The organism is Caulifigura coniformis, assembly GCF_007745175.1.
Lineage (GTDB): Bacteria > Planctomycetota > Planctomycetia > Planctomycetales > Planctomycetaceae > Caulifigura > Caulifigura coniformis.
The window spans coordinates 2,909,830-2,932,649 of the sequence record NZ_CP036271.1 but is presented as its reverse complement, the minus strand read 5'-3'; the positions used below and the strand labels follow the sequence as shown (position 1 = coordinate 2,932,649).

Annotated in this window: 16 protein-coding genes, 2 tRNA genes and 2 rRNA genes; 5 read left to right on the top strand and 15 right to left on the bottom strand. The window is 61.7% G+C overall.

The window, feature by feature from the left end; all coding sequences use genetic code 11:
- Window positions 1–83: 83 nt before the first annotated feature.
- Window positions 84–1,097, bottom strand: a complete 1,014-nt coding sequence (locus Pan44_RS11580) for a DUF1559 domain-containing protein (RefSeq protein ID WP_145030208.1) — start codon at window positions 1,095–1,097, stop codon at window positions 84–86.
- A 284-nt stretch (window positions 1,098–1,381) separates the two neighbouring features.
- Between Pan44_RS11580 and Pan44_RS11575 the strand changes: the two genes are divergently transcribed.
- Window positions 1,382–2,407, top strand: a complete 1,026-nt coding sequence (locus tag Pan44_RS11575) for an AAA family ATPase (protein WP_197454028.1) — start codon at window positions 1,382–1,384, stop codon at window positions 2,405–2,407.
- A gap of 24 nt (window positions 2,408–2,431) precedes the next feature.
- Here the strand turns inward: Pan44_RS11575 and Pan44_RS11570 are convergent, their stop codons facing one another.
- Window positions 2,432–2,788: a TlpA family protein disulfide reductase gene (locus Pan44_RS11570; RefSeq protein ID WP_145030207.1), complete on the bottom strand. Its 357-nt coding sequence runs from the start codon at window positions 2,786–2,788 to the stop codon at window positions 2,432–2,434.
- An 86-nt stretch (window positions 2,789–2,874) separates the two neighbouring features.
- Here Pan44_RS11570 and Pan44_RS11565 point away from each other — a divergent pair.
- A protein-coding gene (locus Pan44_RS11565) for an IS3 family transposase (protein WP_145030206.1) occupies window positions 2,875–4,055 on the top strand; the annotation gives its coding sequence in 2 pieces (ribosomal slippage) (window positions 2,875–3,139 and window positions 3,139–4,055; 1,182 coding nt in all).
- Between the two features lie 26 nt (window positions 4,056–4,081).
- Here Pan44_RS11565 and Pan44_RS28240 read toward each other — a convergent pair.
- The 5 genes from Pan44_RS28240 to Pan44_RS11540 all read right to left on the bottom strand — a co-directional run bounded on the left by Pan44_RS28240 (window position 4,082) and on the right by Pan44_RS11540 (window position 9,176).
- Window positions 4,082–4,735 (bottom strand): chondroitinase-B domain-containing protein, encoded by a 654-nt coding sequence (locus Pan44_RS28240; RefSeq protein ID WP_145030205.1) that lies wholly within the window; start codon window positions 4,733–4,735, stop codon window positions 4,082–4,084.
- Window positions 4,736–4,823: 88 nt separating this feature from the next.
- Window positions 4,824–4,933: ribosomal RNA gene (gene rrf / locus Pan44_RS11555) — 5S ribosomal RNA — on the bottom strand.
- Window positions 4,934–5,079: 146 nt separating this feature from the next.
- Window positions 5,080–7,951: ribosomal RNA gene (locus Pan44_RS11550) — 23S ribosomal RNA — on the bottom strand.
- A 1,033-nt stretch (window positions 7,952–8,984) separates the two neighbouring features.
- Window positions 8,985–9,057: transfer RNA gene (locus tag Pan44_RS11545), tRNA-Ala, on the bottom strand.
- 45 nt (window positions 9,058–9,102) lie between these two features.
- A tRNA-Ile gene (locus tag Pan44_RS11540) sits at window positions 9,103–9,176 on the bottom strand.
- 233 nt (window positions 9,177–9,409) lie between these two features.
- Between Pan44_RS11540 and Pan44_RS11535 the strand changes: the two genes are divergently transcribed.
- Window positions 9,410–11,083 carry an N-acyl-D-amino-acid deacylase family protein gene (locus tag Pan44_RS11535; protein ID WP_145030204.1) on the top strand — a complete coding sequence of 558 codons (1,674 nt, stop codon included), beginning with the start codon at window positions 9,410–9,412 and terminating at the stop codon, window positions 11,081–11,083.
- Window positions 11,084–11,184: 101 nt separating this feature from the next.
- Here Pan44_RS11535 and Pan44_RS11530 read toward each other — a convergent pair whose 3' ends face one another.
- Both Pan44_RS11530 and Pan44_RS11525 read right to left on the bottom strand, forming a co-directional pair.
- On the bottom strand, window positions 11,185–11,673 hold the full coding sequence (locus Pan44_RS11530; RefSeq protein ID WP_145030203.1) for a hypothetical protein: 489 nt from the start codon (window positions 11,671–11,673) through the stop codon (window positions 11,185–11,187).
- 135 nt (window positions 11,674–11,808) lie between these two features.
- Window positions 11,809–12,786, bottom strand: a complete 978-nt coding sequence (locus tag Pan44_RS11525) for a DUF1559 domain-containing protein (RefSeq protein WP_145030202.1) — start codon at window positions 12,784–12,786, stop codon at window positions 11,809–11,811.
- Between the two features lie 370 nt (window positions 12,787–13,156).
- Here Pan44_RS11525 and Pan44_RS11520 point away from each other — a divergent pair, with 370 nt between their 5' ends.
- Entirely contained in the window at window positions 13,157–13,876 is a 720-nt protein-coding gene (locus Pan44_RS11520) for a Bax inhibitor-1/YccA family protein (protein ID WP_145030201.1), read from the top strand.
- A 66-nt stretch (window positions 13,877–13,942) separates the two neighbouring features.
- Window positions 13,943–14,554 carry a peroxiredoxin family protein gene (locus Pan44_RS11515; protein ID WP_197454027.1) on the top strand — a complete coding sequence of 204 codons (612 nt, stop codon included), beginning with the start codon at window positions 13,943–13,945 and terminating at the stop codon, window positions 14,552–14,554.
- On the opposite strand, the gene Pan44_RS11510 is transcribed toward Pan44_RS11515, so the two are convergent.
- The 6 genes from Pan44_RS11510 to Pan44_RS11485 all read right to left on the bottom strand — a co-directional run bounded on the left by Pan44_RS11510 (window position 14,555) and on the right by Pan44_RS11485 (window position 22,756).
- Window positions 14,555–15,349, bottom strand: coding sequence for a type III pantothenate kinase (locus Pan44_RS11510; RefSeq protein WP_197454026.1), 795 nt, complete (start codon window positions 15,347–15,349; stop codon window positions 14,555–14,557). It abuts the gene before it with no gap.
- Between the two features lie 145 nt (window positions 15,350–15,494).
- Window positions 15,495–15,788 carry a hypothetical protein gene (locus Pan44_RS11505; protein ID WP_231754295.1) on the bottom strand — a complete coding sequence of 98 codons (294 nt, stop codon included), beginning with the start codon at window positions 15,786–15,788 and terminating at the stop codon, window positions 15,495–15,497.
- Between the two features lie 81 nt (window positions 15,789–15,869).
- Entirely contained in the window at window positions 15,870–16,784 is a 915-nt protein-coding gene (locus Pan44_RS11500) for an alpha/beta hydrolase (protein WP_145030198.1), read from the bottom strand.
- 221 nt (window positions 16,785–17,005) lie between these two features.
- Entirely contained in the window at window positions 17,006–18,394 is a 1,389-nt protein-coding gene (locus Pan44_RS11495; RefSeq protein WP_145030197.1) for a hypothetical protein, read from the bottom strand.
- 279 nt (window positions 18,395–18,673) lie between these two features.
- Complete coding sequence (locus Pan44_RS11490) at window positions 18,674–20,176, bottom strand: APC family permease (RefSeq protein ID WP_145030196.1); 1,503 nt, start codon at window positions 20,174–20,176, stop codon at window positions 18,674–18,676.
- A 159-nt stretch (window positions 20,177–20,335) separates the two neighbouring features.
- On the bottom strand, window positions 20,336–22,756 hold the full coding sequence (locus Pan44_RS11485) for a hypothetical protein (RefSeq protein ID WP_145030195.1): 2,421 nt from the start codon (window positions 22,754–22,756) through the stop codon (window positions 20,336–20,338).
- Between the last annotated feature and the right edge of the window lie 64 nt (window positions 22,757–22,820).

Genomic DNA, 22,820 nt, shown 5'->3' with positions numbered 1-22,820 from the left:
GAAAGAAGCCCGGTCCCTGTCAGGGCCGGGCTTCCGATTTCAACGTGACGCAGAGCAGGATGGCAAGCCCGGGGCCTGCATGCTCAGAACGCATTCATGATCGGCTCGCGACCATTCCTCGTGCACAGGGCGCGGAAGGTCTCCGTGTCGAGATTCTTGGCGATGGTGCGTGCTGAGCCGTCGGCCAGCGTGAACACCGAGACATCGCCGTGATAGCTGCCGAATCCGAACAGGTGCGCGACCGTCGGAGGCTGCGGACAGGGTGAAGGATTCGTCGGCACGTTCCAGTAGGTGTCGAAATTCGAGTTGCCCATGTCGTCGCGGGCGCGCGCACAGCAGGAATACCGATCGTTCCAGAAGCCGCCGAACAGGGTCTCACCGAACATGAGCGTGTTCGAGGTGCCGTCGGTGAAGTCACGATCGGACAGCGCGCTGTTTCCGAAGAATGCCCCGTTGTTCAAGGGAGTCATCGGCTGTCCCATCGAATCGAGCGTCGGCCACCAGCCGAGGTTCCCACGATAGCTCGTGTACCCGAGGTTGGCCGGGCGCGAGGAAGGATACGCGGCGCTCGGACAGATATACGGCTCGATCGGCACCTGGCACATCTGCCAGTTCGTCGGATCGTTCTTTGGCACGTTGTAGTTGATCTGGATCGTCGTCTGATCCATCTGCGGCAGCAGCAGGGCATGCCAGCCCCACTCGGGGTTCAGCGCCCATTCGCGAATCTGGATCGTCTTGCTGAGAGGGTCATAGGCCGATGGAGCCGGCGGCACCGGGGGAACATTCGAGATCGGCGCGATCAGCGGTTCGTTGAACGGCGAGATCAGGTAATCGCACGCCCCCTGCTGCTGGATGTAGCCCGAAGGAAGGACGCGGTGAGTCGACAGGTAGTTGTGCGCGGCCAGTCCCAGCTGGCGCATGTTGTTGATGCAGGAGCTCCGCCGCGCCGCTTCTCGAGCCCTCTGAACGGCAGGCATCAACATCGAAACCAGAAGCCCGATGATCGCGATGACGACCAGAAGTTCGATAAGAGTAAAGCCCGACCGTCGCTCCTGACGGCACTTCCGCGCGCAAGCGCGGCTGCGAATCGACGCCATAAATCAGCTCCAGGGTTGGCCTGCCGCGCTGAAAAGCTTTCAGCCGCTCGAACTGTAGCATTTTGCTCCAGTCAGTAGCAAACAGATTCCGCGCGGGTTTTAACAGATTTTCACTCCTCTTGGCGAAATCGCAGGTGCAGGACTGCGAACTGCACTCCGTATTCGACGAGGTTTCTTGTGCCCCAACAGCTCGGCGCCGAGGTGGCCAGCCTTGTCAGGCCCCGCGCGATTCACGACAACCGCACCAGCGATTCGCAGCCCCGATTCCCTTTCTGCGCGGACTGATGCCTCCGGAACCCAAACGCGACTTTGACGACTTCCTTGAGAAGTTCAAAAAGCACCGCGAGTTGATGATCGACGAGCTGCACAAGGTCGTCGTCGGGCAGGACGCGGTGATCGAACAGATCCTTGCCGCCATTTTCACTGGCGGCCACTGCCTTCTCGTCGGCGTCCCTGGTCTCGCGAAGACTCTCGTCGTCAGCACGATCGCCCGCATCCTCGATGTGCAGTTCAAGCGCATCCAGTTCACCCCCGACCTGATGCCCTCGGACATTACCGGGACCAACGTCCTCGAAGAGGGAGACGGAGGACGGCGCGAATTCCGGTTCGTGCAGGGACCAGTGTTTACGAACGTTCTCCTCGCGGACGAAATCAACCGGACGCCGCCGAAAACGCAGGCCGCCCTGCTGCAGGCGATGCAGGAACGCGAAGTCACCGTCGGGCAGGAAACGTACAAGCTGCCGGAACCGTTTTTCGTCATCGCGACGCAGAATCCGATCGAGCAGGAAGGGACCTATCCGCTGCCGGAAGCCCAGCTCGACCGATTCATGTTCAATGTGAAGGTCGACTATCCGAAGCTGGAAGAAGAAGAACGGATCCTGACTTCCACGACGAGCGGCGAGAAAGCCGAGGTCCGCAAGGTGCTCTCGGCGAAGTCGATCCTCTATCTGCAGAAACAGATCACGCAGATTGAAGTCGCGCCGCTGATGATCAACTACATCGCCCGCCTCGTCCGGGCGACGCGGCCGGGCGACGGAGCCTCTCCGCAGTTCATCAAGGAACTTGTCGACTGGGGCGCCGGCCCGCGGGCCGGCCAATACCTCATCCAGGGAGCTCGTGCCGTGGCCGCAATGGATGGCCGCGCGGCCGTTTCCTTCGACGACGTCCGCCATGTCGCCATCCCGGTCCTCCGTCACCGCCTGTCCGTCAACTTCCAAGCCCAGGCCGAAGGAATGGCGAGCGAAGACATCGTCACCCGCCTGCTGCAGGAAGTTCCCGAGCCTTCGATCCCCAAGTACGCGGGAACCTGACGAAGTGCGGCGGGCACTCGCGCCTCATCGGTTTTCCAGAGCCGCGACCAGTTGATGAACCATCGCGTTCAATCCTTCGCCGCGCAGATGCCTGGCCCGGATCATGCCCTTCTCGTCAAGCACATAGATCGTCGGCCAACCTCTCACATTCCATTGCCTGGCAATCGCGCCCGCAGGCCGAATCCCGGTTTCGTCCCTGGACAGACCAGCGGCCTCCGTCGTCCAGGCCTCGCCGTCGAACCAGTTCGGCCAGGTCATCCCCTTCTCGGCCGCCGTCGCCCGGGCGGATTCCAACGTCGGATCGTTGCAGACGGACAGCATCTGAAACGGCTTGCCCTGAAGATCGTCGACAAGCTGCTTTTCCTGGGGCAGCATCGCCATACAGGTGACCTGCCCCCCTTCAACGAGTCCACAGTTCGGGTAGATTCTGCCTCGAACGTGGACCTTCACCGGGAGGAGGCAAGGTCATGGCGAGGAAACGATTTGGCGCTGAGCAGATCATCCCCAAGCTTCGAGAAGCCGAGGTCGAGATCGCTCAGGGAGCGACGGTCGCCGTCGCCGCCAAGAAGATTGGCGTCACCGAGCAGACGTACTACCGCTGGAAGAAGGAGTACGGTGGACTGAAGATGGATCAGGCCAAGCGGCTCAAGGAGCTCGAGAAGGAAAACGCCCGGCTCAAGCGGCTCCTGGCCGATGCGGAGCTCGACAAGGCCATCCTGCGGGAGGCCGCCTCGGGAAACTTCTGAGCCCGGCGAAGCGGCGCCAGGCCGTGGCGTACGTCCGCAATTCGCTGGGCATCGAACACGTCTCAGAGCGTCGAGCCTGTCGTGTGCTGGGGCAGATGAGATCCACCCAACGCCGCCAGGCCCACGTTCCGAATGAGGAACCTCGCCTGATCCGGGACATGGTCGCTCTGGCGACGCAGTACGGCCGGTACGGCTATCGCCGGGTCACGGCCCTGCTGCGGCGGGATGGCTGGAAGGTCAATCACAAGCGGGTGGAACGCCTGTGGCGACAGGAAGGCCTGAAGGTTCCCAAACGTCAGCCGAAACGGAAGCGGCTGTGCTTCAACGACGGATCCTGCGTCCGGCTGCGGCCAGCGCACCGGGATCACGTCTGGAGCTATGACTTCGTGCAGACCCGGACGCACGATGGTCGGCCGGTCCGGATGCTGACCGTCATCGACGAGTTCACGAGGGAGTGCCTGGCGATCGACGTGGCCAGAAAGCTGACCAGCGAAGACGTCCTGGAGCGACTCAGCGGCCTGTTCGTCTGCCGAGGCGTTCCGCAGCACATTCGTTCCGACAACGGTCCTGAGTTCACAGCCACTGCCGTTCAGGACTGGCTGAGGAGGGTTCGCGTGAAGACGTTGTTCATCGAGCCCGGCAGTCCGTGGGAGAACGGCTATGTGGAGTCGTTCAACGGGAAGCTGCGTGACGAGCTGCTCGATCGGGAAGTGTTCGAGACCCTGCTGGAGGCGAAGGTGCTGATCGAGCGGTGGCGTGTGGAATACAACACCATCAGGCCGCATAGCTCACTGGGGTATCGTCCCCCGGCCCCGGAGGTGCGCCCGCTGCAGAGGCCTGCTTCCGCTGCGCTCCAGCAGGCCTCTGCAGCGGATCCTTTGACAAGCGGGTCTTTAAGTTAGAGGTTGGTAGCGTCCGTGGGGGCAGGTCAGTCGCTGGTCCCAACGCGGATCGTCTCCCCGCCATTTTTTCCGAGAGGCTTCCGCGGACCGAACCAGTTTCTCCGGATTCGATGTTCCCCGGGAACGTCGCCAACCCAGACCACGAGCGTCGCTCCGACATCGCGTTTGCCAGAAAACAAACAATTCTCAACGCGATTTCGGGCACCGTAGATCGAAACCCAGCGCGACGACAGCTCCTGATTGACGGGCCCTGAATCCGTGACGCTGCAATTCCGGAGAACACAGTCATTGGCCAGTCGCCTGCTGTCCGTGCGGAACGCGACCAGGTCGGACACTCCCTTCGGATCTGTGAAAACAATTCCGTCCACGATCACATGGCGGCCCGAAATCCTTACTTCGGACTTCCCGGAAAGAACTGTCTCGCCTGGAACCTCGGCCCGAATCAGAACGGGTTTCGATTCCGAACCTTCGGCATGCAGGTGGATCCGAGCATCGGCCCATTCTCCTCGCTCGAGAATTACAACATCCCCTGGCTGAATGTTCCGAGTGAGCCGACGGAAGTCGTCGGTCTTCTTCACCAGGATCTCGGACGCCTGGCTGAAGCTGGAGGCCGACAGAGCTGCGGCCGATGCGACCAACACCAGGAATCGATGGATTGAAGGCAATTGAATCGAAATCATGGGACGAGTTCATTTCGCGGGAGATCAGTGTGCTGCGCGCACAAAAAAACCCGCGTCGAACTGATGTTCGACGCGGGTTATTGAAAGGCTCCGGCGATGACCTACTTTCACGCCTTTCGGCACTATCATCGGCCCCGCAAGCTTAACGATCGTGTTCGGAATGGGAACGAGTGTGGCCTTACGGGTAAAGTCACCGGAAATCGTACGGCAGCCGGTCAGGACTGCCGCACGCGGTATTACAATGGCGATTGCACAAGCGTGGTTTTTCAACTCATTGAGCATTTGGGTCTGTCGAGCGTGTTTCAGTTCCGGAGAACTGAACTGCGTGCAAGACGAGAATTCAAATGGTCAAGCATTTGTCCGTTAGTATTGGTCAACTGAGACGGTTGCCCGCCTTACATAACCAACCTATCAACCTGGTAGTCTTCCAGGGGACTTAACGATACCTAATCTTGGGACTGGCTTCGTGCTTAGATGCTTTCAGCACTTATCCGAACCGTTCGTGGCTACCCTGCCGTGCCTCGAGTGAGACAACAGGAACACCAGAGGAACGTCCCTCCAAATCCTCTCGTACTAAAGAGAAACTCCCTCAAGTATCGTGCGCCCACAGTAGATAGGGACCGACCTGTCTCACGACGGTCTAAACCCAGCTCACGTACCGCTTTAACTGGCGAACAGCCAGACCCTTGGGAGCTTCTCCACCCCCAGGATGCGATGAGCCGACATCGAGGTGCCAAACCCCTACGCCGCTATGGACGCTCGGTAGGGATCAGCCTGTTATCCCCAGAGTACCTTTTATCTGTTGAGCGACGGCCCTTCCATTCGGAACCGCCGGATCACTAGGGCCAACTTTCGTTTCTGCTCGACCTATCAGTCTCGCAGTCAAGCACCCTTCTACCCTTACGCTCTACGCCTGATTGCCAACCAGGCTGAGGGTACCATTGCGCTCCTCCGTTACACTTTGGGAGGAGACCGCCCCAGTCAAACTGCCCAACTGACACTGTCCACCGCCCGGATTACGGGATCGGGGTTAGATATCAAGCAGGTCCAGGGTGGTATTTCAACGGTGGCTCCATGATGGCTAGCGCCACCACTTCATCGCCTCCCACCTATCCTACACAAGAACTACCTAATACCAATATCAGCCTGCAGTAAAGGTTCATAGGGTCTTTCCGTCACACTGCGGGTACGTGGCATCTTCACCACGGCTACAATTTCACCGGGTCGGTGGTTGAGACAGTGCTCCAGTCGTTACGCCATTCATGCAGGTCGGAACTTACCCGACAAGGAACTTCGCTACCTTAGGACCCTCATAGTTAGGGCCGCTGTTTACCGGAGCTTCGGTTGCGGGCTTCGCCCGAAAGCTAACCCTCTTCCTTAACTTACCGGCACCGAGCAGGCGTCAGACTCTATACATCCTCTTACGAGTTCGCAGAGTCCTGTGTTTTTAGTAAACAGTCGCTAGAGCCGATTCGTGCCGCCACCAGGAGCGTGAACCCCCGATGGCACTCCTTATCCCGAAGTTACGGAGTCATTTTGCAGAGTTCCTTAACCACCGTTCTCCCGAGCGCCTTAGACTACTCGTCTCGCCTACCTGTGTCAGTTTTAGTACGGTCAGATTGCTTCAACCCCAGCGGCTTTTCTTGGTGGTTCGGCTGATGACTTCATCAACCAGGGACTCGAGAACTGACCAGTTCATGTCGCGGTCGTTTAACCCCGCTAGACCTGTTCAGCCCTACGGGCAATTCTAGATGCCCGATCACCTTTCGAACCACGTCCCCGCATCAGTCCACAATCTGGCGCAGGAATATTAACCTGCTCTCCATCATCTACGCCTTTCGGCCTTGACTAAGGGACCGGCTGACCCTGGGCGGATTTCCCTTCCCCAGGAAACCTTAGGCATACGGCGGGCAGGATTCTCACCTGCCTGATCGTTACTCATTCCGGCATAATCACTTCTCGGATCCTCCACCAATCCTTACGGTATGGCTCGCTATCCGAGAACGCTCTCCTACCGCTCATTGCTGAGCCCGCTGCTTCGGCATTCCACTTACTCCCGTTCATTATCGGTGCATGACTGCTCGACCGGTAAGCTATTACGCACTTTTTAAATGGTGGCTGCTTCTAAGCCAACATCCCGGCTGTCATCGCAATCAAACATCCTTTGTGACTGAGTGGAATTCTGGGACCTTAGCAGGCGATCTGGGTTGTTTCCCTCTCGACCGTAGAGCTTCTCCCCTACGGACTACCTCCTGGGATAGTTATGATGGTATTCGGAGTTTGGTTAGGGCGGGTAGTCGGGAAGACCCCCGGCCCAGTTCAGTCTCTCTACCCCCATCACATAGTGGCCCAAGGCATACCCTAAAGTATTTTCGGAGAGAACGAGCTATCTCCCAGTTTGATGACACTTTTAGTCCTCCGCACAGGTCATCCCCCAGTTTTTCAACACTGGTGAGTTCGGTCCTCCACGCAGTCTTACCCGCGCTTCAACCTGCCCATGCGTAGTTCACTAGGTTTCGCGCCTATCGCCATTGACCATTGGTCGCCCTATTCAGACTTGGTTTCCCTCTGGCTACGACCCGTAAGGTCTTAACCGAGCCAATGACGATAACTCGCCGGATCATTATTCAATAGGCACGCCGTCACCCGCATCAAAGATGCAAAGGCTCCGACAGCTTGTAGGCACACGGTTTCAGGTTCTTTCCCTCCCCTAAAAGGGGTTCTTTTCATCTTTCGCTCGCGCTACTTGATTCACTATCGGTCACCAAGGAATACTTAGCCTTGGGGGATGGGCCCCCCAGATTCGGTCCGAGTTCCACGTGCTCGGACTTACTCGGGTGCCAGGTACACAACATTCCACTTTCGAGTACGGGACTATCACCCTCTATGGTCCTGCATTTCCTTGCAGAGTTCTTCTAGTAGTCAGTCGTTAAAAACCTGGTCCCACGACCCCGGCAACCGTAGTTGCCGGTTTAGGCTGATCCCTTTTCGCTCGCCGCTACTCAGGGAGTCGAGTTTTCTTTCTTTTCCTGTGGGTACTTAGATGTTTCAGTTCCCCACGTTTGCCGTGCATTCCTATGGATTCAGAATACACTAATTCGGGAATCCCGGGATCAACGCCTGTTTGACGGCTCCCCCAGGCTTATCGCAGCCTTCCACGCCCTTCATCGCTTCTTGGTGCCAAGACATCCCCCGTGCGCCCTTAGTAGCTTGACCACTTGAATTCCAACCTCGCACGCCCCCTTGACTCCGAGACCGAAATCCCGTAACCAAGGCAACTCGCTCAGCAAGACTCAAGCATCAAACCATTCGATCCTCTGCTTCCGCAACAAGCCTCACCCTTTTCAAGGTTCACCCATTGCATTGCAGATGCACTCGCACGCCACATTCGGCGGACTTGTATGCTCTAAGAGTTGCTCGATTGAACCGCTTAATCACTTTCGTGACCAAGCAGACAATAGATGCCACGCTTGCGCTAATCGCCAAATTGCCAAAGAACAAACGCCAGACACCGGGATCAATATCCCAATCTCTGGCGGCCACAATGATGTGGAGCTGAGCCAGTCAACGCAGCCTCGACGCGCGAAGCTGCTGACTGAATCGGCTCCAAACCACTCGTGTTACAACCAAGCAAAACTCAGTCTTGCCAGGCTGCCGTCGCTTGCCAGTGCTAGCGGCGGGTCGCGAATCTTAGCGGCCCCTTTCGAGGCCGTCAAGCGAGTCGTGTCACTTCTTTTTCTTTTTTAGAAGCAACCCAAAACACTCGACACTCCTTGCCCAGACACACTTTGCGTCCGGAGCAACGACCACCCGAGGCGGTCGTTGCTGGCGGGGTCGAGCATTCTGACCAACCCCACCCCAGTTGTCCAGTCACTCGGGGTCAGATTTTTTCGGCTCCAGCCAGAGGCGGGAAGCAATCAAAATCACCTGAAACTTCGCAACCGGAAACACCTGCTTCCGAAGCAACCAGCCACCTGAAGTGGCGGTCACCGGCGGGTCGAGCACTATGACTGACCTCGCCTCACCTGTCCAGCCAACCGAGCCAGTTTTTTTTCGCTTTCAACCCGAAGGCAGAGAAACCAAAAATCCCTGAAATCGCTCCCTGGACACACTTTACACCCAAGACAACCAGCCGCTTGAAGCGGCCGACTACTGGCGGGTCGAGGACTATGACGGCCCTCGCCCCATTTGTCCAGCCACTCGGGCCAGAACTTTTTCGGCTCCCAGCCAGGAGGCTGGTGAACCAACGTGGAGACGAAGGGGATCGAACCCTCAACCCCCGGCTTGCAAAGCCGGTGCTCTCCCAATTGAGCTACGTCCCCCGGCGGGATGGGGCCAAGTGTCAGAGACTCAGAGCCCCATCCCAGTGGGCGTACGTGGATTCGAACCACGGACCTCAGCTTTATCAGAGCTGCGCTCTAACCAACTGAGCTATACGCCCTTTTGCAGGGCGAGCCGGTAAGTTATCGGCCTCCGACTCGCATCGGCAAGCGTTCGACGCCGGTTTTTTCCGGACGCCACAGGATCAGCCTCGGTTCGCGGCAAAATCGGCCTTGCCCGCACACCGGCACTGCCAGACGACACGCAAGACAGTCTTCCTGGCAATTCTTAGACTTTGACTCTGGTTGCCTCGCGTCGCTCCTGCTGTCACCTGCACTCGACGAATCGAAAACCATGGTCCGTCTTCGCGTACTGCTTTCCGCCACTCTTCTGCTGGCGGTCGCCTCAACCTGCCAGGCTCAAAGGCCGCTCAATCCTGATGTCCTTCTCAAGAACGCATTGATCGTCGATGGAAGCGGCCAGCCCGGCGCCGTTGGCGATGTCGCCATCGCCGGCAACCGGATCATCGCGGTCGGAACGTTTGAAGCGGGCGCCCCGCTCCGCACCATCGACTGTTCCGGCCTCGTGGTCTGTCCCGGCTTCATCGACCTCCATAACCACAGCGATACGCAGATCGTTTCACCGCGAACCCGGTCCAACATGAACTTCGTGCTGCAGGGCTGCACCACGGTTCTGACCGGAAACTGCGGCTCTGGCCCCGTGAACGCCGGAGCGTATCTCGACAAGGTCGACGCCTCCGGCGCCGGCACCAACGTCGCCCACCTGCTTCCGCAGGGAGCTCTCCGTGGCGATGTCATCGGGCTCGACCGCCGGAAAGCCACTCCGGAAGAAATCGAGACGATGCGCGGGCTGGCCGACCGGGCCATGCGCGACGGAGTGTGGGGAATGTCGACCGGCCTGATCTACGTCCCCAGCAGTTATGCAGACACCGCCGAGATCGCTTCCATTGCCGAAGTCGTCGGGCGTCACGGCGGCGTCTATGCCAGCCACATCCGCGGAGAAGGACTCGACCTGCTGAAGTCGGTCGAGGAAGTGCTGGAGATCGGCCGGGCCGGAAACCTCCCGACGCACGTTTCGCACTTCAAATGCAGCGGGAAGGATGCCTGGGGTCTCGCCCGCGAGGCGATCGCGATGATCGACGCCGCCCGCGAGAAGGGGGTCGTGATCACTGCAGATCAATATCCCTACGTGGCCTCCAGCACATCACTCGATGCGGTCGTCATTCCGACCTACGCGCGGGCCGGGGGAACCAGAAAGCTCCTCGAACGCTGGAACGATCCCCAGATCGGCCCGACGTTGGCAGCCGAGATCGAAGACTCGATCAAAAAGAAGGACGATGGCCGCCTCGTCCGCATCGCCCGTTTCTCCCACAAGCCGGCGTGGATCGGCAAAAGCCTGTATGAGATCGCGCAATCCGAGGAGAAAACTCCCCTCCAGATCACGCGCGTCATCATGGAGAACGGCGGCGCCGGCGTCGTCCACTTCGGAATGAACGAAGAAGAGGTGCGGGCCATCATGCTCCGCCCCTGGGTGGCAACCGCGTCCGACGGCCGGGCCGACCTCCCTTCCATCGACAAGCCGCATCCGCGGCTCTATGGCACCTTCCCTCGCAAGATCGGGTACTACGCAATCCGTGAGAAGGTCATCCCGCTCGAGATGGCGATTCGCAGCGCCAGCGGGCTCCCGGCCGACATCTTCGGTTTCTCGAATCCCGATGCGTATCTGACGACCGCAAAATCCGGAACGCGAGACGGAGCCAAACCGACCGCCGAACTTCCCCGCGGATACCTGAAGCCGGGGATGGCGGCCGACGTCGTCGCCTTCGATCCGAAGGCATTCATCGACAAGGCCACGTTCGACGAGCCAGACCGCTACTCGGAAGGCATCCGGCACATGTGGGTCAATGGAGTGTTGACCGTGCGAGATTCCCAGCCGACCGGCGCCCTGGGCGGGGTCGCACTTCGCCATCGGTCGACCGCCGTTTCCCCGGCCGAGGCATCCGAATAATAGACATCCCAACTCAGGCCGACGTGGATCCCCAGCAGCAAGCCTTTTGACGAGAATAGTTACGCGCAGGCGTTGCGAGCCGTTTTGATCTCAAACGCGTATTACTTCTTGAGCTCGAGCTTGTAGTCGGTCAACCCGCCGGAGGGGACCGTCGCGGTCAGGCCTGAACTTTCCGGCTTGCTATACTTCTCCGGCACCATCCAGACGGTTCTGGGAGCAACATGCTTCGCGACGACCTGGCCTCCGCCGGCCTCGCTCGGTGTGAGTGGCGCCAGGCCATCTGGACTGACGGGGGGCGGACTGCCTCCGCTCGTGATCGAAAGTACAACCGCAATGCCGTGGTCGCCGACGGCTGCGCCGGGCCTGCCGGAACCGGTTTTCAGTTCGAACTTCCCGTTCAGATCAGTGATGGCCATCGACATCGGGGCCTCTCCTTTGGGAGAGAAGACGACGGTGGCGCCATCAACCGGCCTGCCATCCAGCGTCACAGCCCCCGTGACAGGCGCCAGAACCACTGTCGATTCTTCGCCGCCGCAGCCGGTCACTGCGAGCGCCAGCACCAGGGCAGAGAGGTTCCAGTTCAATCGCATGAATTCACCCGGGTCGCAATGTTCGAGGTGCTTGATCCAAGCAGCAAGAGAGACAGCCGCGTGGCCTCAATGAGGAGAAATGCACCACCCGACGTGCGAGCCGGATGGTGCAGTGATCGTCCGCTGAGATGGGGCTTAGAACTCCCCGACTGTTTCACCGTCGGCCTTAGAGCCAAGCCGGGCATAAGTCTCCATGCTGATGTTCTCGCTGACAAAGCGGACCGCGCCATCTCCCATCAACATGTGTGCTCCACCAGTGTGCAGCGACTTGTAACCAAGCTCCGTCACCCAATTGCCGAACCAGCTGCATCCGTCCGCAGGTACAGGAGTCGACCCGCTCGCGCGATTGCAGGAGTCGTAGTTGATGGGAACCATTGTCGTCGTCGTGCCTTGGCCATTATTTGAAGCGGCCCAGCCGTTATCGCCATGATTCGAGCACTCCGGACGCATCTCACCGAAGTAAATCGTGTTCGACGTTCCATCCGTGTTGTCGCGAATTCCCGTGTGGCGCCAGGACCTGGTGAACATGCCAGCGACATTATTCGGATTTGAGTTTGCCTTCAGGAATGACTCCCACGGGGCGGTCGCACAAGGACCGCTTGGGCTTCCAGTCGTTCCCCCAGACCGGCTCGCCCCCATACAGGCGGCGTAGTTGTGAACCGCCCACGTGCCATTCATCGCCGGAAACGTATCGCTCGGACAACGAAACGGCGCAATCGGCGTCTTGCGTAACTCCTGATTAGGATTGGTGTTCGCATCCGTATTGCAGGGATTAAAGTCCCATTGGTTGAAGAGCGGAGCCTGATCGATGTACGGCAGAAGCCGAAGCATGATCGAGCCCTTCTGGTACGGCGTGGTTGAGCTGTCTGTGCAGCTACTGTCGGTCGGCATTCGCCAGTACGCGCCGGCTGCAAACACATTGTAGACGTCGTGGTAGTTGTGCAGTGCCAGCCCGATCTGCTTCAGGTTGTTCTTGCACTGTGTTCGCCGGGCCGCCTCGCGGGCCTGCTGTACGGCGGGCAGCAGCAGGGCGATCAGAATGGCGATGATCGCAATCACCACCAGGAGTTCAATCAGCGTAAAACCAATCCTCTTCCGTGGACAACGTGACATGACGACACCTCCCCGAGCACGAAGAAATGAGAAGCACGCAGAACTGCGGCATTCGCCAGCGGGAAGGCGCAACGATTCGATTGGACATGGCTCCCCCCCGGCGAACCCGTTCGTCTCTTGAGACTACCCCCTCCGAATGTCGTTGCAATAGAGCTAGTCCAGATTTGCGTCGCGGTCGTCCAATTTATCGCCTCGCCTGCCTTTTCAGGCTTCCCAGGCTCCGGAACCACGCGCTTCGCGCGCCATTGCCGACTACGCCCCTGGAATTGGATTGGACCCGCCCTCCTTCCGGTGCAACAATTCCCCTGCCGGGAATCTGGGCTCGATCTCCTTCGATGCTCGCCGCTCGCGGCGTTTCTAGAGGATCGCCATGTACTCGATGTACGACGTCGACAATCGCTACGACGGCTTTGCGGCCGATTCGTCACTGGAACAGCGGATCAGTTTCATCCGCCGTGTGTATGGGCATCTGCTCGGGGCGATGCTGCTGTTCATCGCCTCGGCCGCGCTGTTCGTCAACACGCCCGCCATCTACCAGCCGCTCTTCAGCCTGCTCAGCCTCCGCTGGGGACCGCTGCTCCTGATCGGCGGATTCATGGCGGCCAGTGCCGTCGCCCAGAGCATGGCGTACAACCGCACGAGCCGCGGAACCCAGTACTTCGGGCTGGGCCTCTATGCCGTGCTGGAAGCGCTGATCTTCACTCCGCTGCTCCTGTACGTTCAGCTCCGCCAGGGAGCGGACGTCATCATGCAGGCCGGCACCGTCACGCTCATCATCTTCGGTGGCCTGTCCGCTGTCGTGATGCTCACCCGGTCCGACTTCTCGTTCCTGCGGAACTTCCTCTGGCTCGGCTCGCTGGCCGCCTTCGCGGTGATCATCGTCTCCATGTTCACCGGAGGTGGAATCACCGGCAGCCTGCTGTTCATGAGCGCCATGGTCGTCCTGTTCTCCGGCTGGATCCTGTACGACACCTCGAACATCCTGCACCACTACGACACCGATCAGTACGTCGCGGCCGCGTTGAAGCTGTTCTCATCGGTCGCCACTCTCTTCTGGTGGGTGCTGCGGCTGATGTCGAGTCGCGACTGACAGGAATCGCGAATCGCCCGAGCCCGGAGGTTGAAACCTCCGGGCTTTTCTTTTGTCATGGCCCGCATGGACCGCCGCGCACTCCTGCTCCCCGTCGCCGCCGTCGCCATCGCCGCCCTGTCGGTCTGGCGCATGCAGCAGGAGAACGTCCGTCGCTCGCGGCCCCGTCCGGTCCCGACTCTTCGAAACCTCCGGCCCGCCCCCTCGTTTCTCCTGACCACCCAGTCTGGAGGGCGGGCGAAGCTGGCCGCCTATCTCGGCCGGACCCGGGTCGTCCTCTATTTCACCGGCGGCGCAGGCTCCCTGGCGACGGCCCAGGCCTTCTCGGCAGTGGCCGCGGCACAGCCGGGAATCGCCGGGGCTGGCGCTCAACTGGTCGTCGTGACGCCCGCGCCGCCCCAGGAAGTCCGCCGCCTGCAGGAAGCGAGGACCGCCCCATTCCCCTTCCCCGTTCTTTCCGACATCGATCCCGAACTCGGAATCCCGGTTCCCGCCCACCAGATCTGGGGACTGGGAGAAACCGAGGGGCGGCCGCCACGCTCCGGCCTGTTTCTCATCGACCGATCCGGCTACACGGAGTTCTCACTCGACCGTGAGGGTTCGCCTGGACGGCCCGTCGCGGTGCGTGACCTGGAAGTCACGCTCGGGCGGCTCGGCAAAGGGGAGTGGCCGCTCTGATCAGCCGCCGTTGCCCGCAAGGTAGGCAAGAACCAGCCCCTGCAGGGGGAGGAAGGGCCATTCCTGGGACCGCTCGAGGTGCGGAGAGACGACCGCTCCGGCCCCGCCCGTGACGAGCATCAGCCGCGGCGGATCCCCCGGGTCCGACTCCGCGATCCGGTTTGCAAGTTCCCGGACGGCGCCGACGTGTCCCCAGTAAAGCCCGCTCGACATCGCGGCCACGGTGTTGCGACCGAGCACTTCGGGCGGAGCCGCCGCAATCCCCGGTGCGGCCAGAAGAGGGAGCATCGCGGTATAGCGATGCAGGGCGCGGGCCCCCATTCCGATGCCCGGGAGAATCGCTCCACCGGCAAAAGCCCCGCTGCGGTTCACGTAGTCGACCGTTACGGCCGTCCCGCTGTCGACAATCACTACGGGCTGTCCCGGCTGGCGAAGCCGCAAAGCGGCAATTGCATTGAGAAGCCGGTCGAGTCCCACCCGACTCGGTGACTCAACATCCACTGCAATCGGAAACGTCGTCCGGTCGGTGACGACCGCAAGATGCGCCAGGTCGTCCGGCCACTCGCGAGCCAGCCGCTCGATCTCCGGGGGATTCGATCCGCTGAGGACGGCCTGCAGCCGGCCGGTGACCGGGGACCCCAGGGCCGCCGCGGGCAACGGCTGCCCACACATCACATGCCCCGACGCGACGCAAACCGGGAGCACGTCCCCCGCCGCAAACGTGAACCGCCCGAACTTGATGCGCGTATTCCCGGCATCAATCGCGAGGTATTCGGAAGGGAGCGGATTCGTCACGCGCGGGCCAGATCGATCGCCAGGGAACTCAGGGCCCTCAATCTAGCGGGGCGGGGTCATCACCCGCACGCTTAGCCCGAGGTTTTCGTCAGGAACGCGTGTGCATCGGGATTCGGCCGCCCGCGATGCGCACTTGGCCGCCCCTTCAGGCCGATTCGCGGTACATCGACGACGGCGAGTCCTGGAGCCGCCGGACCTTCTGGCTCAGCACCGCCGCGTCATACCAGCTGAAGCTCAGCTCGGGATCGGCGGCGTAGCGGCCGAGAGTCTGGAGCAGCTGCGGCAGGCTGCGGTCGTCGTAAAGAAACACGAATCGCTCGCCGTCCTTGAGAAGGGCGAGGACATTCACCTGTCGCTGCATGGCCGGTTCCATCGGCGTCGCCTTGGACGCGGGGCCGCCAGGAAGGCGACCGTTGGAGTTATCGGCGGGAGGCAGCATGGGTCATTGTCGCGGATGGTCCGCACCCGACAGGTCGCCGGCAGTTCGAGGATCGCCCCCGGAAATGGTGCACGGCCTGATTCATCGGCAAAACCGGCACAGGTTCTCCAGTGAAACGCGTTTCGACCCGGTCCGGGGAAGCGAGTCGACATCGATGGCGGGGCTCGCCATGACGTCCTCAAGCGATTTCCGAAGCACGTGCAGGGGGACATCATTGTGCCCCATTCCGGCAACTTTCTCCCAGCGTTTCGTGACGCCCTTCGCCGACAGTTCGGGTGCGGCATCGAACAGCCGCTGCCCCAGTTCGACGGGGACGAATTCGTCATCGGCGCCATGAATCACGATGACCGAACAGCGCACGCCGGCAATGCGCGTTTCGGAGTCGAAGTGGTCCCAAAGCAGGATGCCAAACGGGAAAGCCGGATAAGTCCACGACGCCACGTCGGCGAGAGAGTTGAACGTCGAAGCCAGGATCAGTGCAGCCGGGGCATCGTCACCGAGCTCCGCTGCCAGGCGAGTGGCGACGGCCCCTCCAAGCGATTCGCCGAAGACGACAATTTGCGAGGGGGCATACCGGTATCGGTCGATGGCGGCCTGCCAGACGGCACGAGCATCGGCAGCAAGACGTTCTTCCGTAGGTGCTCCCTGATTCTCCGCGTACCCGCGGTAATCGACGATCAGCACGTCGAGTCCGAGATCGGCGATTTCCCGCAGATCGCTCCGCCTTTCGTAGCGATGACCGCTGTTGCCGGGGAAATCGATCATCAGCCAGCGGTGATCTTCGGCCCGCTCATGATTCCGGAACGACCGGATCAGCCAGCCGTGCAGCACCACTCCGTCATCTGCAGAGACCTCGACGTCCTCCGCGGAATGCGGATCAAGTTCCGCCGACGCCGCAGGCAAGGGCGCCGATCTGGATGGCCGGAAGATCAGCGAGCGCTGAAACAGCACGAAGATCGCCGTCACGAACAGGTAGGGCAGAGCCACGTAGATCACGGCCCCCCTGAGCAGTCGCCTGGGCCATCGCGATTTGGTCCCGATGCGCGCCGGAGCGGAATGGTGCCCTGCGACAGCGGACGGCAACGTGATGCTCCTCAATCCGAAGCTGTGGATGGCGACGTTTCAATTGCTTCCACCGCCCATCAAATACGTGCACAATCCCTCCTGCGTTTGCACCTCTCCTCGAGAATCACCCATTGAGCCCGCCAACGGCACGTTCAGTAATAGAAGTTGAACTGCACGATCAGTTCACCGTCGAACTGGTCGTCATCCATCGGCACGACGCCGGCGACGCGGAGCGTGGAGTTGCCCGGCAGTACGGAATGGACGCCGAACGTCAGCGTGGTCAGTGAGAGCCGCTCGTCTGCCGCCCGCAGTCCGACGTCCGTCGGGTCGGCCTGCGGGACGCCGTCGGTGTCCTGCAGCGCCGCAAACTGGTGCACTTCGCCGACGAGCGCCATTCCCTGAATGATGGCGTCCGTCCGGTCGCGAAACAGCCAGCGGCCGATCGACAGGTCGAGCGACAGGGCCGTCGGGGCGTTCACCGTCGCCACCCGGCTGTTTCCCAGCAGCGGGTCGCGCAGCACTACAGGATCTCCGTTGGCTGAAACCTGGATCTGGCTGAAGCCCATCACGAACCACTCGTCGCTCGGGGTCCACAGCGAGGCCAGAAATGGACTGAGGTAGACCGCGGAGTTGTCGATCTTCGCAAGCGTGGAATTCACCCGGATCGTCGCGTCGCTGCCCGTGGGAGCGGCCACACCCAGTCCGGCCGACATCGCAAACGCATCGCTCTCATACAGGAGCGTTTTGGCCGTCACGAGCAGGTTGCCCACGTTGCCGCCGTCGTACGCCAGCGACTCCGCCCCCACGGTGCGACCATACGTCGTTCCATCGAAGAACGGGAGCCGGAACTCGATCGACGATTCCCCTTCGTTGAACGTCTTTTCGATCCCGACGGTATGCCGCAGCAGCGTCTGCGATCGTGAAGCCGGAAACAGGGCCCCATCGAACGACGAATCAAACTTCAGCGCGTCGTCGAACGCGTTGAAGCTGTAGAAGACGCGATCGCGCGGCAGCGGATGATTATTCTCAGACACCTTCTGCGAAAACGCGTGCAGGCTTGAGGGGGCCGACAGCGTTCCGATCGTCGCAAACGTCGTCAGGGGATTCGTTCCCCCGTTCAGCAGCAAAGGTGACGAAAGAAACTGGTCGCCGAACATTTCCGGCGAACGGGCCATTCGCGTCCGGGCGAGACGCTGTCGCAACTCGGCCGAGTTCATTGTCAGCGGTGCTCGCGGAGCAGCCGGCGGCCCGCTCGCGGGATTGAGCGGCGGTGAAGTCGCCGGCCGAGCAGCGGGAGTGGGGGGGGGCGTCGCCGGCTGCAAGGCCTGGGCGACAACCTGCCTGCCTGGCGACTGTTCGTCATCCGCAGCCGCCCCGGCGACGCCGAGGCTCAGGCCGAAAACGCCGACGAAGCCACACAGGCAGTGGAGAACCACCCGTTGCAGTGTCCGATAAGAGCCAGCCTGGCACATCGATCCCTCGACGTCCGCACGCGATCCGTCGCAGAACAGCCACCCGGTCGCCGGCCTTCGACGGAGCATCCGCCCGACGCCGGCCGAGCCGTCTTTCCTCAGGATCGGCGATGTCCGGTCCAGACTTCCCTTCCACCAGCAGTCGGGTCGTGCTTTCCCTGTCGTCCGTAGCGGTGGGCGCGGTCAGTGAAACCTTGCGGGCGAGTCGAACGTGCCGAATCGGCCGCAGCGAGGTTTCGCGCGCCTCGAGCAGCTTCAATACTTGGTATTCGGGGTTCCGCAGGCGATGAACGGACGAAGGCGAATCGAGAACCGTTCAATCGCCTGCACAGGAGCCATGAAAATGGCCTAATCGGCCGTCGCGCGACTTCGAGAGCTGAAGGCGGCCAGCACGACGCCAATTCCTCCGGCGCCGAGGCCAAGCAGTCCGAGAGCCCCCGCATAGTCCGTGGCCCGCCAGAACATGAATCCGCAGGTGCCGAGGTAGACGATCGGGGCCAACGCTCCCCCAGGTGCTCGAAACTCGGTGGGAGTCTTCCCCTGCCGCCGAAGCACGAGGAACGCCAGGCCGACGCCGAACATCAGCGCCCAGAACGTCGGGGCGCTCCCGATCACGAGCACGTCGAAGCCATCGCCAAACGACGCCCAGTCAATCGGCCGGATGTTCATGGCTGACAAGCCGCCGTTCACCAGCGTCTGGCCGCCGGAGGTCCCCACGAGGCCGATCTGCGCCAGCGAGACGAGCGTCAGCGCCCAAACGGCCGGAGTCGGGACGTGGGTCACGTGGTTCCACTCCCCCAGCCAGCGAAAAACACGGTGGTCCGCCCCCATCGCGGCGACCGCCCGCGATCCGGAGAACAGCATTCCCTGCACCGCTCCCAGCGCCGAAATCATCACCAGCAGGCTCACTCCCTGGCCGGCCACCCGTCCCCATCCGGCGCCGACCATGACATCCCGGGCCGGAAGATCGGCCTGGCCGAGCGCCGTGAATCCGATCCCGCGCACATAGGCCAGGTTGACCATCAGATAGATGGCGGTCACTGCCGCCAGCCCTCCCACGAGGGCCCACGGAATGTTGACCGACCGCTTCCGGACTTCGGCCGCCACCGTCGCCGCATCGCTCCAGCCTCCGAACGCATACAGCACGAACACCATCGCCAACCCATAGTCGGCCGAGACGCCTGATGCCCCTTCCGGCGACGCCAGCACGGCCCTCGCCGCCCCCGCCGCGGAAAACCCGGCGAGAACGATCAACCCCAGTCCCAGCAGCTTCGCTGCCGTGAGCAGGTTCTGCGTCATCCGGCCCATCTGGAAGCCGCCGGTATTGAATAGCGCGAGCGCGAACACGGCCCCTGCCGCCAGCCACGGGCCGAGCCGCTCGCCGGCCTCCAGCGTCAGGCCGAGGTCCGTCAGGATCGATCGGAAATAGCGGGCGAAGGCGAACGCCATCGCCCCGATGTTCGCCGTCAGCATCACGGTGAGAACGGCCACGCCATACACGAGTCCGGCCGTCCGACCGAACGCGGCCGTGAGATAGGTGTAGGCCCCGCCGCGGGGATAAGTGACGGCCAGTTCCGCGAAGAGGAGAGCTCCGATCGTCGACAGAACTCCGCCAAGCCCCCACAACAGGAGCCCCTGCCCGGCCGAAGAGACATTTCCGAACACCAGCCGGGGCGACACGAACAGTGACGTGCCGACCACGATGCCGATCATCAGACTCGTCGCGTCCCACAGCGAAAGCTCGGGCCGCCGCGGATCGCCGCCGTCAACGTGAGCCGGGGGAGTTGATGGAATGTCTCGCGTCGCCACGCTGTCGTCGCCCCAGGCCGAATTCGAATCTCCCTGTCGCACGCTGCGACACTCTATCGGACACGGCCGACATTCACCGCCGAGCGCGACCAGTCATCACGCCCGGGCGACACGAGTTGCCGCGTGAGGTTCAGAATCTGTCGGTCAGCTCCACTCGCCGACACCTGACAACAATCGATGCCCCAGTGGACTCCGTCTTCGTCATTCATACTTGAACAGGGCCGTGGCGACGCAATCGTGATCCGGAACGACCCGGACCCAGTAGGCCGCAAAGGCTTCCGGGAACGAATGGCGGACCGGTTCGCTGCCGACCTCGAACGTCTGGTAGCGCGTCCAGTCGCCGTTGCCGGTGAAATCGACTTCGACGGTCATGTGCACCTTCTCCGCCCCCCGCTGGAAGAGGACGAGTTCCTTCCTGTCGTAGCCCGTCATCAGGTACGGATCGCTCGGCTGGTGGGCAATGACCGCCGTTTTGCGCCACGGCCCGCCATGTCCCCGCGGCTTGCCGAACTTCCACAGGTCGTCGACCGCGCCGAGCCACAGCCCGCCCGCGCTCGATCCTGCCGGAACATGCGCCTTGTCCCCCGGACCGTGTCGGCCGGCCATCACGAGCAATCCGCGATAGGTCGCGAAATCGGCGATGAACTTTCCATGCGATGCGATTGGCCGGATGCGGGCGAAACCTCCGGCGTTCTCCGCGGGCAATTCGTACAGCGTCCCCTCCACGTTCAACAGGTCCCGCTCGGTGCAGACCTCGCGACAGACTCGCTCAGTGATCGGAAATTCGAGCGGCGAAAGCGAGGCGTCCTGACGGGGGAGCCGCCACAGGCGGTGCTGCTCATCCACATAGACGACCGATGCGTCATCCACGCTGATGACGTCACGCGGAGGAGTGCAGTGCGCCTTCACCCAGGCGGCCCCTTCGCGATCGCCGGAGGGTCTGAGTTCCAGATCCGCGTTCAGGTCGTCACCTGCGGCCCGGTCCGGATCAGAAACGTCAACGCAGCGCAGCGTTCGGTAATTGGCCCCCCGCACGTGCAGAAGCGATGTGCCCGAATCGGCTGTCTTTGCTTCAAATCCCGCAAACATCGCGTCAGGACTCGTCCCGCGGCGATCGACGTTGGACGAATGAAAGAAGGCCGTTACCCCCTTGCCCGCCGACCGGGAAATCAGTCGTAGCCACTCGGCCGGCGGCGCATCCGCCAGGTCGAGCCAGACGTTCCCTTTCGCAGCGACTTCCACCGATTTCCACTTCGTCCACTCCCCCGTGCCGCGAGGATCGATTTCGAGATCGAATGTGATCGCCGTCTCGCCGGCATGCGCGAGGTGCAGCGACTTCCGTTCATAGCCGGCAATCAGATAGGGATCGCTCGGCTCGCCGGCCTTCACGTCGTCCTTCAGCCACACCGCCCCGCGCCCAAGCACCGGGCCCAACTGATCGAGTTGCTCCGGCTTGAGGAACCACAGATTCGACTGCGACTGGCCCGGCCCGGCCACCTCTCCTTTGAGCTTCCGCTTGTTCAGGAACTCGCTCTTGGCCGTGTCGTCGCAGCCGAGAACGACGTGGTCTCTCCACCGGCAGAAGTCCCCCACCACCTTCAGGTAGCTGCTCCGCGGCCGGATGCCGGCGGAGTTCTTCGCAGAGAATGTGCGCGGGAACCGCCAGAAGGCCCCATGCATCGTCATCAGCAGGTCGTCTTCACCGATGTCACGAATGCGGGGCCATTCCGTGTTCCAGCCATGAGCGCCGTCGTAGGAATGACTCGTCTTCGGGAGCCGGAAGCTCGTCCACTTTCCCGCATCGAGAACGTTGACGATCAGCGACCTGTGATCCCAGCCCACTGACCAGATCGGATCGGCCTCCGGATTCGGATTCCCTTCGATCCCCCCTGGACCCGTGACCTCCGTGAACTGGTTCCGCCGGACGACCGTCCATTTGTCCGCCCGGCCGTCCCATTCCGCGAGGACGCCACTGGGAATGTCCGGCTTTTTGAGCGCCTCGGGACCGTGCTCGCCATTGTTGGAATAAACGATCCGCCCCTGCCCCGAGTAAAAGCCCTTTCCGTGATAGCCCGGCAGGTCTGCATGCCGGCCGGCTTTCACCTGCTCATCGGCCCACAGTTCCTTGACTGCGAGCGTCTTGACGTCGACCTCATAAAACCCCTCTTCCATCGTGGCGAAGTACACCTTGCCCGCCGGATCGAAGAGGTGACGGGCCGTCCCCGTATGGCGGCCGAACATCTGCTCGGGTGTGATCACACGCACGTTGCGGGCCGCGTCGATCACGTAGGGACCGATGAACAGTTGCTGCGACTCGCGGTGAATCAGGCGGTTCGCCGGGGTTCCGCCGATGCTCTCCGGCCGGATGATCTGCTCCAGGTCGTCGGTGATCTCATAGAGCTTGTCGGTCGACCCCTTCGGCTTGTGCGGGGCATAGGTGATGGCCCACAGCCGATCGGCCCAGGGAACCACCGCCCCGGTCCCACACTCGCTTTCCTCATTGAACATCGCCAGGTGCGGAGAGATCCCGCTCACCCGCGGACGAGGAGCATCGTCAGCCTGAACTTGATTGCCGGGAGCCAGCAGCAGGGACGCCACAAACGCAAGACAATGAAGTCGCATGGTTCCGGACAGCCGTGTGAGTGCGGGATCGAACCTCCGCCGGGCATTGTGAGGGAATCGGGCC

What these genes read in the sequence shown, in the direction of transcription:
- Pan44_RS11485 (WP_145030195.1), bottom strand. Translation starts at nt 22,756, where the DNA reads ATGCGACTTCATTGTCTTGCGTTTGTGGCGTCCCTGCTGCTGGCTCCC.
- Pan44_RS28240 (WP_145030205.1), bottom strand. Translation starts at nt 4,735, where the DNA reads ATGATTTCGATTCAATTGCCTTCAATCCATCGATTCCTGGTGTTGGTC.
- Pan44_RS11530 (WP_145030203.1), bottom strand. Translation starts at nt 11,673, where the DNA reads ATGCGATTGAACTGGAACCTCTCTGCCCTGGTGCTGGCGCTCGCAGTG.
- Pan44_RS11535 (WP_145030204.1), top strand. Translation starts at nt 9,410, where the DNA reads ATGGTCCGTCTTCGCGTACTGCTTTCCGCCACTCTTCTGCTGGCGGTC.
- Pan44_RS11575 (WP_197454028.1), top strand. Translation starts at nt 1,382, where the DNA reads ATGCCTCCGGAACCCAAACGCGACTTTGACGACTTCCTTGAGAAGTTC.
- Pan44_RS11520 (WP_145030201.1), top strand. Translation starts at nt 13,157, where the DNA reads ATGTACTCGATGTACGACGTCGACAATCGCTACGACGGCTTTGCGGCC.
- Pan44_RS11505 (WP_231754295.1), bottom strand. Translation starts at nt 15,788, where the DNA reads ATGCTGCCTCCCGCCGATAACTCCAACGGTCGCCTTCCTGGCGGCCCC.
- Pan44_RS11570 (WP_145030207.1), bottom strand. Translation starts at nt 2,788, where the DNA reads ATGGCGATGCTGCCCCAGGAAAAGCAGCTTGTCGACGATCTTCAGGGC.
- Pan44_RS11580 (WP_145030208.1), bottom strand. Translation starts at nt 1,097, where the DNA reads ATGGCGTCGATTCGCAGCCGCGCTTGCGCGCGGAAGTGCCGTCAGGAG.
- Pan44_RS11495 (WP_145030197.1), bottom strand. Translation starts at nt 18,394, where the DNA reads ATGCTCCGTCGAAGGCCGGCGACCGGGTGGCTGTTCTGCGACGGATCG.
- Pan44_RS11525 (WP_145030202.1), bottom strand. Translation starts at nt 12,786, where the DNA reads ATGTCACGTTGTCCACGGAAGAGGATTGGTTTTACGCTGATTGAACTC.
- Pan44_RS11515 (WP_197454027.1), top strand. Translation starts at nt 13,943, where the DNA reads ATGGACCGCCGCGCACTCCTGCTCCCCGTCGCCGCCGTCGCCATCGCC.